The organism is Altererythrobacter chaiwopuensis (assembly GCF_054957735.1).
In genome coordinates this window covers 463,542-477,746 of record NZ_JBTXJF010000001.1, presented here as the reverse complement: position 1 = coordinate 477,746, position 14,205 = coordinate 463,542, and the positions used below count along the sequence as shown (strand labels likewise).

Here is a 14,205-nt window from a genome sequence, read left to right as displayed (position 1 = left end):
GTGCGCCCGGCGCGTCTAACCGCTCATCCCGCAATGCAATATATCTCGACCAGAGGAAGCGCTGCGGCGCTCGATTTCGAAGGTGTCACCCTGGCAGGCCTTGCCAGCGATGGCGGCCTGTATCTACCGGCTGAATGGCCGCGTTTCAGCGAGGCCGAGATCGCGGCGATGGCAGGCCTTCCCTATGCGGAACTGGCCACGCGGGTAATGCTGCCTTTCGTTGAGGGCAGCCTGACCGAAGACGAGCTGCGCAGCCTGTGCAAAGAGGCCTATGGCCGCTTCGCGCATGATGCTGTGACCCCGCTGGTCCAGCTCAATGAACGGCAATGGCTGCTGGAATTGTTCCATGGCCCCACGCTCGCGTTCAAGGACGTGGCGCTGCAATTGCTGGGCCTGCTGTTTGAAACCTTCCTCAGCCGCCGCAAGTCCAACCTTACCATCATCGGTGCGACCAGCGGCGATACGGGTTCAGCCGCGATCGATGCGGTGGCCGGGCGCGAAGGGGTGGACATCTTCATGCTTCACCCAAAGGGACGCGTAAGCGAGGTTCAGCGCCGCCAGATGACCACGGTGTGTGCACCCAACGTCCATAATATCGCGATTGAAGGCAGCTTTGACGATGCGCAGGCGATGGTGAAGCGCATGTTCGGCGATGCGGAGATGACTGCGCGCTTCAACATCGGTGCGGTTAATTCGATCAACTGGGCGCGGCTGATGGCGCAGGTGGTATATTACTTCGCTTCTGCTCTGCAGTTGGGCGCGCCGCACAGGCCGGTTGCCTACAGCGTGCCGACCGGCAATTTCGGCGACGTTTTCGCGGGCTATGTCGCCGCGCAGATGGGCCTGCCGGTGGCGCAGCTGATCGTCGCAACCAATGTCAACGATATCCTCCACCGTGCGCTGTCAGACGGCGATTATTCGACCGGTACAGTCACGCCCACGGCTACGCCCTCTATGGACATCCAGGTTTCTTCGAATTTCGAGCGGCTGCTGTTCGATTGCGGCGGGCGCGACGGAGCAGCGATGGCCGCGCAGATGCGCGCATTCGAAGCGGACAGGGCGATGCGGCTGACCAATGCCCAGCGCGAAGGCGTAGCCGGGCTGTTCACCAGTGCGCGGGTGGATCAGGATCAGGTGCTGCAGGCGCTGCGCTGGGCGCACGAGCACGCGGGCGAAGTGATCGATCCGCATACTGCGGTGGGCCTGCATGCCGCATTGGCGAGCGATCTCGATCCGGCCATCCCGCTGGTAACGCTGGCGACAGCACATCCGGCCAAATTCCCTGACGCGGTCGAGCGGGCGACGGGCCTGCGGCCATCGCTTCCCAGCAGGGTGGGTGATCTGTTTGCGCGCGAAGAGGAATTTGTCGAACTGCCCGGCGAATATGAGGCGGTGCGCGACTTCGTCAGCAAGCACGCATGTACCGCCGACTGATGGCTGAGCTCGTCCGCGATCCAGTGCTGATGGTGGGCAGGGGCTGGGAAGGCGGCTATCGCCTGCTTGACAGCGGGCACGGGCGCAAGCTCGAGCAATTCGGCCCGCACGACTTTATCCGCCCCGAGCCACAGGCGATGTGGACACCGCGATTGGCGCAATGGGAAGCGGCGGGCGAATTCATCCCCGGCTCGGACGAGGACGGCGGCGGTCGCTGGCAATTGTCAGCAGACCTGCCGGAGCAGGGTTGGCCGATTAGCTGGAACGAAGTCAGCTTTACCGCGCAGCCTACCCCGTTCCGCCATCTGCAATTCTTTCCGGACATGGCGCCGGTGTGGGAATGGATGCGTGAAATCCTCCCCTGCGAGGGGAGGGGGACCGGCGAAGCCGGTGGAGGGGACTCGCGGCTAGGCAAATCCCCTCCGTCATCGCAGGGCGATGACACCTCCCCGTCTCGGGGAGGATACGAAACGCTCAACCTGTTCGGTTATACCGGCGTTGGCTCGCTGGCTCTCAGCCGTCATGGCCGGGTAACCCATGTTGACGCCTCCAAGAAGTCGGTGGCGCAAGCGCGTGACAATGCTGTGCTGTCGCGCATGGACGACCGGCCAATCCGCTGGCTGGTGGATGACGCCGCGAAATTCGCCGCGCGCGAAGTGCGGCGCGGCAGCCGCTATGACGGGATTATCCTCGATCCGCCCAAATTCGGGCGCGGGCCGAAAAACGAAACCTGGCGGCTGGAGGAAGACCTTCCCGCGCTCCTCGCCGATTGCCGCAAGCTGCTCGATCAACGGAGCCGCTTTCTTTTCCTCACCGTTTATGCTGTTCGGATGAGTAGCCTGGCGCTGGCGGGGTTGGTCGATGAGCTGTTTTCCGACCTGCCGGGCACGGTCGAGCACGGCGATCTGGCGGTGCAGGAAGTTGGCGAGGGAGGGCGTCTGCTCCCCACGGCGATTTTCGCACGCTGGAGCAATTCGGAGTAAGGCGCGGGGCATGACCGATTCGCTCATTCTCGAAGTTGCCGATTTTGAACATGATGTCCTGACCGGCATCTATTCGGAAGAGACCGGCAAGCCGCAGCCGCTGCGGATAACAATCCAGGCACGTCTGGCAGTTGCCGATCGTTACGATCCCGATACGCCGCTTGAGGCGAGCAAGAACTACATGGACCTCAAATTTGCTGCTTCGGACGCCTTGCCGCAGGGTGTGCACTTCAAGCTGATCGAAGCAGTAGCGGATCACATTTGCGAGACGCTGTTCGTGCAGGATGCACGCGTGGAAGCAGTCACGGTAAAGATCGTCAAGCTGGCGATTGCCGAAGCGAATGAAAAGATCGGCATCACACTTCACCGCGAGCGGAAATAGCGCGATGCAGGCAGAGTTGCGGATCCACAGCCTGCCGGAAAGCCCGCTCGATGCGGGGGCGGCCTTTCACCGCGAATGTGTTGAGAAAGCGCACAGGGTGTTGGGCGGCGATGCGGAATCCCTGGTGATAGTCCTGCCTGCCGCGCCCAGCGATCATGACGATTGGCGCCGGGCGATGGCGCGCGATCTGGGCCGGAAATATGCCCCGAAGCGAGTCAATCTGCTTGGGGGCGGTGCCGCCGAAGCGATCGACGCGATGCTGGCATATTTGGGGGCTGCGCCGGGCATCACCGGCCAGTATCTTGCGCTGCATGACTAGAGTGCGTGACGTTCTTCTACCCGCCCCGGGGGCAAAGCCGCTGGTCGATAGCTTCCAGCGCCAGATCAACTATCTGCGCCTGTCGGTGACCGATCGCTGCGACCTGCGCTGTTCCTATTGCATGCCTGAGCGGATGACCTTCCTGCCGCGCAAGGATGTGCTGAGCCTGGAGGAGCTGTTCCAGCTCTCGCTCGGCTTTATCGCCCGCGGAGTAAGGAAGATCCGTGTTACCGGCGGCGAGCCGCTGGTGCGGCGCGATATCATCGACCTGTTCCGCGCACTCGGCCGCAAGCTGGGGGACGGGTTGGACGAGCTTACGCTCACTACAAACGCCACACGGCTGGCGCTGCACGCGGACGAGCTGGCGCGCGCAGGCGTGCGGCGGGTCAATATCTCGCTCGACACGCGTGACCGTGCGCGCTTTGCCGCGCTGTCGCGGCGCGACGCATTGCCGCAGGTGCTGGAGGGGATCGCGGCGGCGAAGGCGGCGGGCCTCAAGGTCAAGATCAACACCGTGGCGCTCAAGGGCAGCAATCAGGAAGAAATCCCCGATCTGGTCGCATGGGCGCATGGTGAAGGGTTTGACCTGACGCTGATCGAAGTGATGCCGCTGGGCGAGGTCGAGCAAGACCGGGTCGATCATTTCCTGCCGCTCAGCGAAGTACGGGCAAGGCTGGAGCAGCGTTGGACGCTCACTCCGCTGCGAGACACTACCGGCGGCCCGGCGCGATACGATCGGGTGATTGAAACCGGGGGGCGGCTAGGCATGATTACCCCGCTCACGAACAATTTCTGCACTGGCTGCAATCGGCTGCGGGTGACCGCCACCGGGCAGCTCTATCCCTGTCTTGGCGGCGGAGAGCGGGTCGATCTACGTGCGGCGCTGCGTTCCGAAGAGCCCGAAGCGAACCTTCAGGCCGCGCTCGATGAAGCCATGCGGATCAAGCCCGAACGGCATCATTTCGACATTTCGCGCCGCGGTGCTGCGCCGGCACAGCCGCGCCACATGTCGATGACAGGAGGTTAGGTATGGCTGGTGGACTTTCAGTCGTCATTCCCGCGAAAGCGGGAATCCAAATCGAAGCCAACACCTCTTCAATCTGGATTCCCGCTTTCGCGGGAATGACGAGGTAACTTATGTCTATAAGAGTACTCTACCTCGGCAAGTTGGCGGATGTGGCCGGACAGGCAGTAAGCGAGCTTTCTCCGAGCCGCGGCGATCTCGATTGGCCTGCCATTCTTGCCCTGCTCGACGCTCATGTGCGCGAAGGACTGGCCGATGCCATCCTCGATGAACGTGTAAAGGTTGCGCTGAATGGCGCTGTGCTTTCGAATCGCGAAGCGCTGGTCGCGCGAAATGGCGACGAAGTCGCCTTCCTGCCCCCCGTATCAGGCGGCTGAACCGCCATGCGTGATATTCGGCTTCTTACCGAACCGTTTTATCCTGGCGCGTTGATCGGGCCGTTCACCAATGCCAATCCCGGGCTGGGCGGTGTTTGCACCTTTGTTGGAGAAGTGCGCCTTGATGAAGGTGTCGAAGCGCTTGAGCTGACGCATTATGAACCGCTGACCTTGCAAGGCATGCAGGAACTGGCTGATCGTGCATTCGCACGCTTCAAGCTGATGGGTCTGTTGATGGTCCACAGGGTCGGGCAAATGCATCCGGGCGAGCCGATCGTGTGTGTTTCTGCGGCAGCGCGGCACCGGCGCGATGCGATCGACACGGTCGATTTCTGCATGGATCACCTCAAGAGCGCGGCCTGGTTCTGGAAGCGGGAGAAGCGTGCGGATGGCTGGCACTGGATCGAGCCGCGCGCCGATGACTATGCCGATCTCGCGCGTTGGAGCGAATAGTCTGGTGGTTTTGACCTAGGTCAAGGCGGTCGGATCTCAGCTGCGGCATGTTTTCCTTCAGCGGAAGGAGATGTCGTCATGTCGAAACTCATTGCCCCTGAACTGATTGGTGAAAAGGCGCGAATCGTCGCTGCTCCGGTGCAGGGACGGATTCCTACCTCTGTAGATCGCACATTCGAGCTGCCTGCGGCGCTTTATGGCGTGACTGTGGCCTGCTATCTCGGTTTCCTCGCCGTCACAGCGATGGCCTTCGGCAATCCCGGCTTGATCATTCCGATGGTGATCATCGGTTTCATCACAATTGCCGGTTTCGGCGTTCCGGCGATCTGGGCCTGGATGAAGCCCGAGCATAAGCAACGCGCGCTTGATCTCGATAATTTTGCAGGCCGCGGGATCATGACCCACACCGGGCGGCTCAAACCGCGTGATGCAGCGACACAAGTCTTGATTCTGCCAGTTCTGGTCTTCCTATGGGGACTTGCGGTGGTGACGATAGCCGCAACTATTTAGGGTCCTGACCCTAGTCCCTGTCCTTCCCGGGCGTGAACTGGCAGCGCGCGGGGTCGATCCGTCGGCCCCGCGCTAATCTTGCAGGGCAGGCGCCCGGGGTGGTGTACCGAGCTGAGCCGCCAATGCATGAATAATCTGATTCTCAGCCTCGACCAACGCAGCCGCTTCCGTTTGTGCCGCTGAAATCTGTTCACGTTCGTGGAATTCCAGCGAAGCTGCAGTGTAGAGCTTGTCGAGGTCGGCCAACAGGCCAGTGCTTGCCCCTGCTTGCGAATCGAGCTCTGCAATCGCGACCAGGGCAAGCGACCAGTTCTTGTCTTCCGGCCCCGTTCCTCTCGCGGCATGCACCAGGCCCCGGGCCGTCTCAGCCTGCGTCAGAAAGCGCGAGTGCCGCGTGCGGACCACTGCGATTGCCTCGCGCAATTGCGCTACCTCGCTCAGCGACATCGGCTCGGGCAGCAGAACCTGCCGCTCTGAACTGCTGGCTTCGAATTGGCCCTGGACACGATCGAAATCGCGCGCCGAAAGAGTTGGATAACGGCCCGAATTATCTGCACAGGCGGCTGAAAGGGCGCCGAAAACGGCAAGGGTCGCCAAGCTTGGGAAATACGCTATTGTCATAGGCAGCAAGCATAGCATGGCTTTCGGGCCATGCCACCTGCTGCGATGCCAACAGGCAGCACCAGAAAAAGCGGCGATCTCCCGTTGACTTGGCACAGCCTTTCCCTTAACGGCACGCATCTTTCCGGCGCCACCATCTGGTGGGTTGTCGGGTGCGCCTCTTTCATTGCGGAGAGGCACAGCTTTAGATTGAGAGTATTACCACCATGTTCGCAGTAGTGCGCACGGGCGGCAAACAATATCGGGTTGCCGCCGGAGACAAGATTGCAGTCGAAAAGCTCGCTGGCGAAGCCGGCGACACCGTGACGCTGGGCGATGTCCTGCTCGCGGGTGAAGGCGACAAGCTGGCTGACGCCTCGAAGGTGTCGGTCTCGGCGGAAATCATCGCCCAGGCGAAGAGCGAGAAGGTGCTCGTTTTCAAGAAGCGCCGCCGCCATAATTATCGCCGCAAGAACGGCCATCGCCAGCAGATGACCTTGCTGCGCATCACCGATGTGGGCGAAGGCAAGGCGGCAGCTCCGAAGAAGGAAGCTGCTCCCAAGAAGGAAGCTCCCGCCAAGGGCGCAACCAAGGGTGAAACCGAAGCCAAGCAGGACGCGCCGAAGAAAACCGGAGCGACTGCGGCCAAGGCGACTGCGCCCAAGAAGGAAGCTGCTCCCAAGAAGGAAGCTGCAGCCAAGAAGCCGGCTGCTAAGAAGGCGCCTGCCAAAAAGCCGGCGGCCAAGAAGTAAGGATTACGCACAATGGCACATAAGAAAGCAGGCGGTTCATCGCGTAACGGTCGCGACTCAGTCGGCCGTCGCCTTGGTGTAAAGAAGTTCGGCGGCCAGGAAGTGGTCGGCGGCAACATCATTGTGCGCCAACGCGGCACTAAATTCTATCCGGGCACCAACGTGGGCATGGGCAGGGACCATACCCTGTTTGCGCTCGAGAACGGCGTTGTCCGATTCCACCAGGGCAAGCTCGGTCGCAAATTCGTGTCGGTAGACATGATTGCCGAGGCAGCTGAATAAACGGACGGTTCGTTAAAGGGATCGTCCAAACGGGACGGTCCCAGCCGGTAATACGGCAACCAAAGAGGGAGATGGGGCTTTCCTGAAATTTCAGGGAGCCCGTCTCCCTCTCGTCGTTTCTCCCTCTGACAGGCTGGCGAAAACAGCTTTCGCCGCAACGCAGATGTCACGCGAGGCGCCTATCTGGGCGTTGGCGGGGCGATGAGGAGAAGGAAAATGTTCCATTGCACCGAGCGGCTGCTGTTGCGGCCCGCCTGGCCGGAAGATTGGCAGGCGATCCATTCGGGAATCGCCGATGAAGGCGTTGTGCGGAACCTGGCGCGCGCGCCCTGGCCCTATAGGCCCGATGATGCGCGTGACTTCGTCGAGCAGCCCATCGCTCCTTTTTACCCGCGGTTCCTCATCACCCGTGCGCGTGATGCCGCACTTGTGGGTTGCATCGGCATAGATGCGCATGCGGGCGAAGTGGAATTGGGTTACTGGATCGCGCGCCAGCATTGGGGGCAGGGCTATGCCACCGAGGCGGGGCGCGGCGTGTTGGAGATCGCCGGGATTCTCGGGCATTCACGCGTGGTCGCCAGCCATTTTCTGGACAATCCTGCGTCAGGCCGGGTGCTCGCAAAGCTGGGTTTCTTGCCAACCGGCATGGTTGTGAAGCGTTTCAGTTGCGGCCGAGGCGAAGAGGCGCTTGCTGCCGAGTATGCGATCGATCTGGCCGCGCGGGAGGCAGTTATCCAGCACGCCGCCTAATTCCTTATGGCGCGCAGCAAAACAAAACCCCGGTGCCTTGCGGTGCCGGGGTTTCGCTTTTGAGAAGAGGGAGAACCTATTCGGCGGGCTGCATCAGCGCGTCTTCGAATTCGCCTTCGTAAATGTTGATTAAATAGCGATCGTCGTGATCCCACGGGTGGAAGCCGGGCTTGAAATAGGCCAGCCACGCGGGGAATATCCGCCGCACCACACCCGGCGTAAAGGCAAGGTATTTGAACAGGCCCCAGCGCGCTTTCCAGCCGGTGATGCCATCCTGCGCCAGGAGGTTCATCGAATCTTCCCAGCGGTTCCTGAAAAAGCGGCCGGTTACCACCAGCATCATCAGGCTGCGCACCTTCCAGCGCCGATAAGGAGTCCAACTGCGAGTGGCATGGTTCCAGGTGTCATAGGCAACACCCTTGTGCTCGAGTTCCTCAGTCGCGTGCCAGCGCCACATCTTGCGCACTTCCGGATCGGCCTTGGCGAAATGTCTGGGATTCTTCAGGAACTCATGCGCCATCATGGCGGTATAGTGTTCCAGCGCCATGGTCGCGGCAAGGTTGAGAATCTCCGGCCGGCCCTTGGTCATGGCCAGCATTTCCTCCACGCGCTTGTCGATCTTCTTGATGTCATAGCCATGATCTTCAGCCAGGCGATTGAAGGCGATGTGCTCGCGCGTGTGGTTGATTTCCTGCTTCACGAACGCCCGGATTTCAGCCTCTAGCTTGGGCGATGCGCCTTCGCGATGTGCCTTTACCGCTTCGATGAAGAAGGCTTCACCGCGCGGGAATGTGGCCGAAAGGGCATTGTGCCAGGCGGTACCGAAGGGTTCGCCCGCCCACCAGCGGCGGGGCGTGGTGCCGCGGTTGAACCGTTCGTCACGAACGGTGATTTCAAGATCGGTGGGGGTCGGATTGGACTTTACAGAGGTATCGAGAGCGATCCTGGCGGGTGCGTTCATCGGGTGGCTCCATGAATGCGTTACTGACATCAGTGTCAATAGCCACTACTTACAGAAATGTCAATAAGGCGCCGCCACGGATTCCGCCTGGTTCAATCCCAGGCGTTGTGGGGCTGGCCGCCTATTCAGCCGGCATCACTGCGTCGGAATAGGGGCTTTCGGACTTGGCGATCAGCGCGCGATCGTCATGTTTCCAGGGATGGAAACGGGGCGTCAGGATCGTGGCCCACTGGAAGAACATCCGCCGCATCATGCCCGGTTTCCACCACAGGAAAGCATAAAGTTTCCACTTGGCCTTACGGCGTGAATAACCATCCTGCTCCAGCAATCCGATCGCATCGCGAATCCGGTTGCCGAAATACTTCCTTGTAATCAGCGCAGCGATCAGAGCGCGCGACTTGTAACGCTTCCATGCGCTCCAGTCACGGGTCGCGTGGAGCCAGATATCGTAGACCAGCCCCTTGTGCTCGATCTCTTCGGTTGCGTGCCAGCGCCAGATATCGGCTGCTACCGGATCTGCCCCGTCAAGGTATTCGGGATGCTGGAGCAGTTGGCGGCTGATGATCGCGGCGAAGTGTTCCAGCGCAATGGTGATGGCAAGATTGAATTCCTTGGGGCGCCCCTCGGTCAAGGCAAGCATCACCTGGATGCCCTGATCGATACTTTCGACATTATAGCCGTGATCGGAAACCAGCCGGTTGAACGCGACATGTTCGCGTGTGTGGTTGATTTCCTGGCTTATGAATGCCTTGACCTCGCGCGCCAGCTTGGGAGGTAATCCCTCGCGAAAATCGCGCAGAGTATCGATGAAGAAGGCCTCGCCCCGCGGCAGGCTGGCTGATACCGAATTATACCACGCCGTGGCGACCGGATCATTCGAATGCCACCAACGCGGGACCATCGCCTGGCGGTCAAACCGCCGATCACGCACGATCAGTTCGTGCTCTGCAGGGGTGGCGCTGGCGCGAGCGGTGATACCGCCCTCGGCGCTCTTGCCGCTCGCATCGGAGCGTTCTAGGTCAAAGGAAGTTTGCTCGGCCATCGGGTAAGAATCTATTAGGCTTAACAAATAATGACAAGTCGCAAACGTTTAACCCCACAGGAATCCAGAAGCTCGGCGCTTCAGGCGGCGCGCGCATTACTTATTGAGGCCGGCCCGCAATCGGTCACATTGAAAGCTGTGGCCGGGCGTATAGGGCGCACTCACGCGAATCTCTTGCACCATTTCGGATCAGCATCCGGACTGCAAAAGGAGCTGGCGCGACATCTGGCGGAAACCGTTTGCGAAACTATCAAGGAGGCTGTCCGCGCCAGCCGTGCTGGCTTGGGGTCGCCGCGCGAAGTGGTCGACCTCGCTTTCGACGCCTTTGACAAGGAAGGTGCGGGCGCACTTGCGAGCTGGATGATCCTGACCGGAAATGAGGACGCGCTGAGCCCGATTGTCGAGACCATCCACCAACTTGTCGATGACATCGCGCCAGATGAACCCGACGCAATCATCGAGGTCAGGCGGCTGCGCGAAGAGACGCTGGCCCTGGTGCTTATGGCGATGGGCGATGCGTTGATCGGCTCGGCTTTGGCGCGTTCGCTCGGCTTGCCCGAAACGGCAGCGCGCGACCGGGCACAGATCATGCTCGAGCGTTCCCTGGAGGCGATCAACCAGCCGGGCTGATCGCCGCCTTCATCCATTCCGGCGCCATATCGGGATCGATGCTTTCTACCCGCATATGATCGACGGCAAAGCCGATGTCAGGATAGGCGGCCTTACGCCGCTTTTCGTCTGATCGGCCAAGCGGCACGACGATCAGGCGGCGGTTGACCTTCTGCCGCCAGTTCATGCGCGCGGTATTCTCCTGCCCGATGTAACAGCCTTTACCGAAACTGACGCCGTGGAGTTCGACCGCGTTTGTTTCCAGCCACAGGATGTCGCCCAGTTCGGCACGTCCCTCTGGCACGCCCAGCGCCAGCCGATGCGCCAACCACCCTGCGTCAGCAGCCTTGTCGCCGTCGCTTGCGGGCGCAAGCCAGCGCCAACCCAACGCAGCCAGGCGTGGATCTGGTACTGATCCTGCGGTTTCTTGCGCGCTCCAGTGCACCGCCAGCGCCCCGTCTTTCGCGATCCCGATCTTGCGGCGCAGCCGGTAAAGGGAAAGGCGCTTGACCAGTTCGTCAGCCAGTTCAGCCTCGCAGTCGATCAGCGCATCCCCGCCATCGCGCCAGACGATGAAATCGAACATCGTCTTGCCTTGTGCGCTCAGCAGCGCGGCATAGGCGGGCAGATCGCCCGTCACGTCATTGGTGACGAGCCCCTGCAGGAAAGCGAATGCATCCTCACTCTCGTCCTCTGCGGAGAGGCGGATTACGGCACGCTTGGAAAGGTGTGTTGCGCTCACTTGTTCCCTATCCTTCTCGCAATGGCCTCGGCCAGCATTGGCCCCAGTTCGGGGCCTTGTCTGGGATAGAGATAGGGTTCGATCAACTCAGCTTCCATAAGCAGCAGCGCGCCATCCTCGCCGCGCACCATGTCGATGCGGGCATAGAGCGGGGTTTCGAATGGAATGGCATCGACCACGGCCTGCGCGGCATCAAGATCCGGCGAGGCTGGAATCACTGCCTCCTCAGTGCCGCCATAGAGCGATTGCACACGGTAATCGCCCACTGCCGGGCGCTTCACCAGCGCGTGCGAGAACTTCCCGTCGATGAACAGGAAGGACATCTCGCCCTCGCTCGCAATCTGCGGGAGATAGGGCTGGATCATCGCCGGTTGGTGCATCACCCAACCCGCATCCAGCGAATGGTGGTGGTGGATCGATTGCCCCTCTGCCCCGGCGCCAACCTGCCGCTTGGCGACAATCGCGTCGCAGCCGAATTCTTCCATGGCCCTGGCAATGTCGGCCGCGCTCGGCTGTTCGACCCACAGCGTGGGGATGGTCGCCACGCCGCGTTCGGCCAGGTCGCGCAGATAGGTCTTGCGAGCATTCCAGCGCACCGTTGCGGCGGAATTGCACAGCAGTATCCCGGCGCTCTCGAGAGCATCGAGCTTTGCCAGAAAGGCCCGCTCGTCATCCTGATAGTCCCACGGCGTGCCAATCAGGATCAGATTACATCCGGCAAATGCCTCGACCGGCGCACGCCAGTCTATCTCACTCAGCGTAACGCCTCGCGCTTCGAGCGCCGGACGAATCGCATTGATCTGAACATCATGTTCGAAGGCATCCGCTCGCCGGGTGGGCGAGCCGGGCATGGTGCCGGGGCAGGTAAGGAATCCGATTTGCATGGCGCGGCCTCTAGGGCCTGCGATCGGCACTGGAAAGAGGGCGCATGCGGGACTAGAGCGAGCCGTGATGACCGACAAGCTGACGATCCGCCGCCCTGATGACTGGCACCTGCATTTTCGCGATGGCGATATGATGCGCGACGTGGTGCCCTATACCGCGCGGCAGTTTGCCCGCGCGATCGTGATGCCTAACCTCACCCCGCCGATAACCGATACTGCCAGCGCCGCAGCCTACCGCGAGCGGATCATCAGCGCAGTGCCCGAAGGTGTGCAGTTCACGCCGCTGATGACCTGCTATCTCACCGACAATACCGATGCGGACGATCTGGCGCGCGGCGCAGCGCAGGGCGTATTCACTGCGGCAAAGCTCTATCCGGCTGGCGCCACAACCAATTCGGACAACGGCGTGACCGATGTCGGCAAGCTCGATCCGGTACTTGCGCGGATGGAAGCCGAGGGGATCGTGCTTTGCGTCCACGGTGAAGTGACCGATGGCGAAATCGACGTGTTCGACCGTGAGGCTGTGTTCATCGAGCGGCATTTGCGCCGGATCACGCGTGAATTTCCGGGGCTGAAACTGGTGTTCGAACACATCACCACCAGCGATGCGGTGGAATTCGTGCTCGCCGCCGGGGAAAATGTGGGCGCCACCATCACCCCGCAGCATTTGCACATTAACCGCAATGCCATGCTTGTCGGCGGAATCCAGCCGCACAATTACTGCCTGCCGGTGGCAAAGCGCGAAGTGCACAGGCTGGCGTTGCGAAAGGCGGCTACCAGCGGCAATCCGAAATTCTTCCTTGGCACGGACAGCGCCCCGCATGCCCGCCACGCCAAGGAAGCCGCCTGCGGATGCGCGGGAATATTCAACGCGCCCTATGCGCTTGAAAGCTATCTGGCCGTGTTTGATGAAGAGGGCGCGCTGGACCGGTTTGAAGGCTTCGCCTCCTTGCATGGCCCGGCATTTTACGGACTGCCGGTGAACGAGGATGCAATCACGCTCGAACGTGCCGAGGTGACCGTCCCTGAGACATTGCAGGCAGCCGGGCGCGAAATAGTGCCTTTCCACGCCGGGCAGACACTCGGCTGGCGGATCGCTGGCTAAATCGCGACCGGCTTTCGTCCGCGCCGCTGCACCATGTCCCACACGAAGATCGCAATCGCGCTCCAGATCAGCGCAAAGCTGGCCATTTGTGCGGGCAGCAATGGCTTGTCGAACACGGTCAAGCCCAGGATGAAGACGATCGACGGGGCGAGGAACTGGATGAACCCAAGCGTCGAATAATCCATCCGCCTTGCGGCCACTGCGAACAGCAGCAGGGGAACTGCCGTCACCACGCCGCCAAGCATGATCGCCAGGCTAAGCCACAATTCGCCGCCGAATGAGGAGCCTGAGGGGCCTTGCGCAAACCACAAGGCGATCCCGCCTGCCAGGGGCAGCAGGATCGCGCTTTCGATCGTCAAGCCCGGCAGCGATCCAACCTCCACCTGCTTGCGCAAGAGTCCGTAGGTGCCAAAACTGAGGGCCAGGGTCAGGCTGATCCACAGCGTTGTGAGTGCGCCCGCCAGCAGCACGGCTACACCCGCGCCTGCCAGGGAGACAGCAATCCATTGCCGCCGCGATAGCCGCTCTTTCAGCAGCAGCGTGCCCAACAGCACATTGACCAGCGGGTTGATGTAATACCCCAGGCTGGCGGCATAGATCTCGCCAGACTGGATGGCCCAGACATAGACGAACCAGTTCACCGCGATAAGGATCGAACTGGCCGCCAGTACCAGCATGGCACGCCGGTTGGCCAGTGCGGTCCTGAGATCGGGGATCTGCCTGCGCACCAGCACGATCACCAGGCAGATCGGCAAGGTCCAGATGATTCGCCAGCCGACAAATTCGGCCGGGGGCACTGTGCTCACCAAAACAAGATACAGCGGCAGGAAGCCCCAGATCGTATAAGCGGCAATAGCTGCAGGCAGCCCCGATGGCTGGCTTGGCTGGTCTGGATTGGTCATTCTCAAGCGCCCTAGGGGCCGCCTGTGTTCCGGGCAAGCCACCTTTCGTCCGTCAGATTGCAACGCTTCGTCGCATGAACGATTTCCTGCAGAT

The 14,205-nt window shown here is 61.2% G+C and carries 19 protein-coding genes; 13 read left to right on the top strand and 6 right to left on the bottom strand.

What is annotated here, in order from left to right; translation table 11 throughout:
- Positions 1-33: 33 nt before the first annotated feature.
- The 8 genes from thrC to ACX3VQ_RS02360 all read left to right on the top strand — a co-directional run bounded on the left by thrC (position 34) and on the right by ACX3VQ_RS02360 (position 5,482).
- Positions 34-1,434, top strand: coding sequence for a threonine synthase (gene thrC, locus ACX3VQ_RS02395; protein WP_462579351.1), 1,401 nt, complete (start codon positions 34-36; stop codon positions 1,432-1,434).
- The gene (locus tag ACX3VQ_RS02390; protein ID WP_462579350.1) at positions 1,434-2,417 is read left to right on the top strand and encodes a class I SAM-dependent methyltransferase; all 984 of its coding nucleotides are present in this window, start codon (positions 1,434-1,436) and stop codon (positions 2,415-2,417) included. The genes thrC and ACX3VQ_RS02390 overlap by 1 nt, the downstream gene beginning before the upstream one ends.
- Positions 2,418-2,427: 10 nt before the next feature.
- Complete coding sequence (locus ACX3VQ_RS02385) at positions 2,428-2,799, top strand: dihydroneopterin aldolase (RefSeq protein WP_462571743.1); 372 nt, start codon at positions 2,428-2,430, stop codon at positions 2,797-2,799.
- The gene (locus ACX3VQ_RS02380) at positions 2,759-3,118 is read left to right on the top strand and encodes a Rossmann fold domain-containing protein (RefSeq protein ID WP_462579349.1); all 360 of its coding nucleotides are present in this window, start codon (positions 2,759-2,761) and stop codon (positions 3,116-3,118) included. Before ACX3VQ_RS02385 ends, ACX3VQ_RS02380 begins: the two co-directional genes overlap by 41 nt.
- Positions 3,111-4,145 carry a GTP 3',8-cyclase MoaA gene (moaA, locus tag ACX3VQ_RS02375; RefSeq protein WP_462579348.1) on the top strand — a complete coding sequence of 345 codons (1,035 nt, stop codon included), beginning with the start codon at positions 3,111-3,113 and terminating at the stop codon, positions 4,143-4,145. The genes ACX3VQ_RS02380 and moaA overlap by 8 nt, the downstream gene beginning before the upstream one ends.
- Before the next feature lie 110 nt (positions 4,146-4,255).
- Positions 4,256-4,519 carry a MoaD/ThiS family protein gene (locus tag ACX3VQ_RS02370; RefSeq protein ID WP_462571746.1) on the top strand — a complete coding sequence of 88 codons (264 nt, stop codon included), beginning with the start codon at positions 4,256-4,258 and terminating at the stop codon, positions 4,517-4,519.
- A gap of 6 nt (positions 4,520-4,525) precedes the next feature.
- The gene (locus ACX3VQ_RS02365; protein ID WP_462579347.1) at positions 4,526-4,972 is read left to right on the top strand and encodes a molybdenum cofactor biosynthesis protein MoaE; all 447 of its coding nucleotides are present in this window, start codon (positions 4,526-4,528) and stop codon (positions 4,970-4,972) included.
- A 78-nt stretch (positions 4,973-5,050) separates the two neighbouring features.
- Positions 5,051-5,482, top strand: coding sequence for a hypothetical protein (locus ACX3VQ_RS02360; protein WP_462579346.1), 432 nt, complete (start codon positions 5,051-5,053; stop codon positions 5,480-5,482).
- A 72-nt stretch (positions 5,483-5,554) separates the two neighbouring features.
- On the opposite strand, the gene ACX3VQ_RS02355 is transcribed toward ACX3VQ_RS02360, so the two are convergent.
- On the bottom strand, positions 5,555-6,079 hold the full coding sequence (locus ACX3VQ_RS02355) for a hypothetical protein (protein ID WP_462579345.1): 525 nt from the start codon (positions 6,077-6,079) through the stop codon (positions 5,555-5,557).
- Positions 6,080-6,309: 230 nt separating this feature from the next.
- On the opposite strand from ACX3VQ_RS02355, the gene rplU reads away from it, so the two are divergent.
- The 3 genes from rplU to ACX3VQ_RS02340 all read left to right on the top strand — a co-directional run bounded on the left by rplU (position 6,310) and on the right by ACX3VQ_RS02340 (position 7,866).
- Entirely contained in the window at positions 6,310-6,834 is a 525-nt protein-coding gene (rplU, locus tag ACX3VQ_RS02350; RefSeq protein ID WP_462571750.1) for a 50S ribosomal protein L21, read from the top strand.
- 12 nt (positions 6,835-6,846) lie between these two features.
- Positions 6,847-7,116 (top strand): bL27 family ribosomal protein, encoded by a 270-nt coding sequence (gene rpmA, locus ACX3VQ_RS02345; RefSeq protein ID WP_462571751.1) that lies wholly within the window; start codon positions 6,847-6,849, stop codon positions 7,114-7,116.
- A gap of 216 nt (positions 7,117-7,332) precedes the next feature.
- A complete protein-coding gene (locus ACX3VQ_RS02340) occupies positions 7,333-7,866 on the top strand; it encodes a GNAT family N-acetyltransferase (protein WP_462571752.1) in 534 nt (177 codons plus the stop codon).
- Between the two features lie 76 nt (positions 7,867-7,942).
- On the opposite strand, the gene ACX3VQ_RS02335 is transcribed toward ACX3VQ_RS02340, so the two are convergent.
- Both ACX3VQ_RS02335 and ACX3VQ_RS02330 read right to left on the bottom strand, forming a co-directional pair.
- Positions 7,943-8,827: a metal-dependent hydrolase gene (locus ACX3VQ_RS02335; protein WP_462579343.1), complete on the bottom strand. Its 885-nt coding sequence runs from the start codon at positions 8,825-8,827 to the stop codon at positions 7,943-7,945.
- A gap of 121 nt (positions 8,828-8,948) precedes the next feature.
- A complete protein-coding gene (locus ACX3VQ_RS02330) occupies positions 8,949-9,869 on the bottom strand; it encodes a metal-dependent hydrolase (protein WP_462579342.1) in 921 nt (306 codons plus the stop codon).
- A 30-nt stretch (positions 9,870-9,899) separates the two neighbouring features.
- Here ACX3VQ_RS02330 and ACX3VQ_RS02325 point away from each other — a divergent pair, with 30 nt between their 5' ends.
- On the top strand, positions 9,900-10,499 hold the full coding sequence (locus ACX3VQ_RS02325; RefSeq protein WP_462571754.1) for a TetR/AcrR family transcriptional regulator: 600 nt from the start codon (positions 9,900-9,902) through the stop codon (positions 10,497-10,499).
- Here the strand turns inward: ACX3VQ_RS02325 and ygfZ are convergent.
- Positions 10,483-11,220: a CAF17-like 4Fe-4S cluster assembly/insertion protein YgfZ gene (gene ygfZ / locus ACX3VQ_RS02320; RefSeq protein WP_462579341.1), complete on the bottom strand. Its 738-nt coding sequence runs from the start codon at positions 11,218-11,220 to the stop codon at positions 10,483-10,485. The genes ACX3VQ_RS02325 and ygfZ overlap by 17 nt on opposite strands.
- Entirely contained in the window at positions 11,217-12,104 is an 888-nt protein-coding gene (locus tag ACX3VQ_RS02315) for an ATP-grasp domain-containing protein (protein WP_462579340.1), read from the bottom strand. The genes ygfZ and ACX3VQ_RS02315 overlap by 4 nt, the downstream gene beginning before the upstream one ends.
- A 67-nt stretch (positions 12,105-12,171) precedes the next feature.
- Between ACX3VQ_RS02315 and pyrC the strand changes: the two genes are divergently transcribed.
- A complete protein-coding gene (pyrC, locus tag ACX3VQ_RS02310; RefSeq protein WP_462579339.1) occupies positions 12,172-13,209 on the top strand; it encodes a dihydroorotase in 1,038 nt (345 codons plus the stop codon).
- On the opposite strand, the gene rarD is transcribed toward pyrC, so the two are convergent.
- On the bottom strand, positions 13,206-14,111 hold the full coding sequence (rarD, locus tag ACX3VQ_RS02305; protein ID WP_462579338.1) for an EamA family transporter RarD: 906 nt from the start codon (positions 14,109-14,111) through the stop codon (positions 13,206-13,208). The genes pyrC and rarD overlap by 4 nt on opposite strands.
- Positions 14,112-14,205 lie beyond the last annotated feature (94 nt).

Coding starts and splice junctions, on each gene's coding strand:
- thrC (WP_462579351.1), top strand. CDS start 34: ATGCAATATATCTCGACCAGAGGAAGCGCTGCGGCGCTCGATTTCGAA.
- ACX3VQ_RS02390 (WP_462579350.1), top strand. CDS start 1,434: ATGGCTGAGCTCGTCCGCGATCCAGTGCTGATGGTGGGCAGGGGCTGG.
- ACX3VQ_RS02385 (WP_462571743.1), top strand. CDS start 2,428: ATGACCGATTCGCTCATTCTCGAAGTTGCCGATTTTGAACATGATGTC.
- ACX3VQ_RS02380 (WP_462579349.1), top strand. CDS start 2,759: ATGAAAAGATCGGCATCACACTTCACCGCGAGCGGAAATAGCGCGATG.
- moaA (WP_462579348.1), top strand. CDS start 3,111: ATGACTAGAGTGCGTGACGTTCTTCTACCCGCCCCGGGGGCAAAGCCG.
- ACX3VQ_RS02370 (WP_462571746.1), top strand. CDS start 4,256: ATGTCTATAAGAGTACTCTACCTCGGCAAGTTGGCGGATGTGGCCGGA.
- ACX3VQ_RS02365 (WP_462579347.1), top strand. CDS start 4,526: ATGCGTGATATTCGGCTTCTTACCGAACCGTTTTATCCTGGCGCGTTG.
- ACX3VQ_RS02360 (WP_462579346.1), top strand. CDS start 5,051: ATGTCGAAACTCATTGCCCCTGAACTGATTGGTGAAAAGGCGCGAATC.
- rplU (WP_462571750.1), top strand. CDS start 6,310: ATGTTCGCAGTAGTGCGCACGGGCGGCAAACAATATCGGGTTGCCGCC.
- rpmA (WP_462571751.1), top strand. CDS start 6,847: ATGGCACATAAGAAAGCAGGCGGTTCATCGCGTAACGGTCGCGACTCA.
- ACX3VQ_RS02340 (WP_462571752.1), top strand. CDS start 7,333: ATGTTCCATTGCACCGAGCGGCTGCTGTTGCGGCCCGCCTGGCCGGAA.
- ACX3VQ_RS02335 (WP_462579343.1), bottom strand. CDS start 8,827: ATGAACGCACCCGCCAGGATCGCTCTCGATACCTCTGTAAAGTCCAAT.
- ACX3VQ_RS02330 (WP_462579342.1), bottom strand. CDS start 9,869: ATGGCCGAGCAAACTTCCTTTGACCTAGAACGCTCCGATGCGAGCGGC.
- ACX3VQ_RS02325 (WP_462571754.1), top strand. CDS start 9,900: ATGACAAGTCGCAAACGTTTAACCCCACAGGAATCCAGAAGCTCGGCG.
- ACX3VQ_RS02315 (WP_462579340.1), bottom strand. CDS start 12,104: ATGCAAATCGGATTCCTTACCTGCCCCGGCACCATGCCCGGCTCGCCC.
- pyrC (WP_462579339.1), top strand. CDS start 12,172: ATGACCGACAAGCTGACGATCCGCCGCCCTGATGACTGGCACCTGCAT.
- rarD (WP_462579338.1), bottom strand. CDS start 14,111: ATGACCAATCCAGACCAGCCAAGCCAGCCATCGGGGCTGCCTGCAGCT.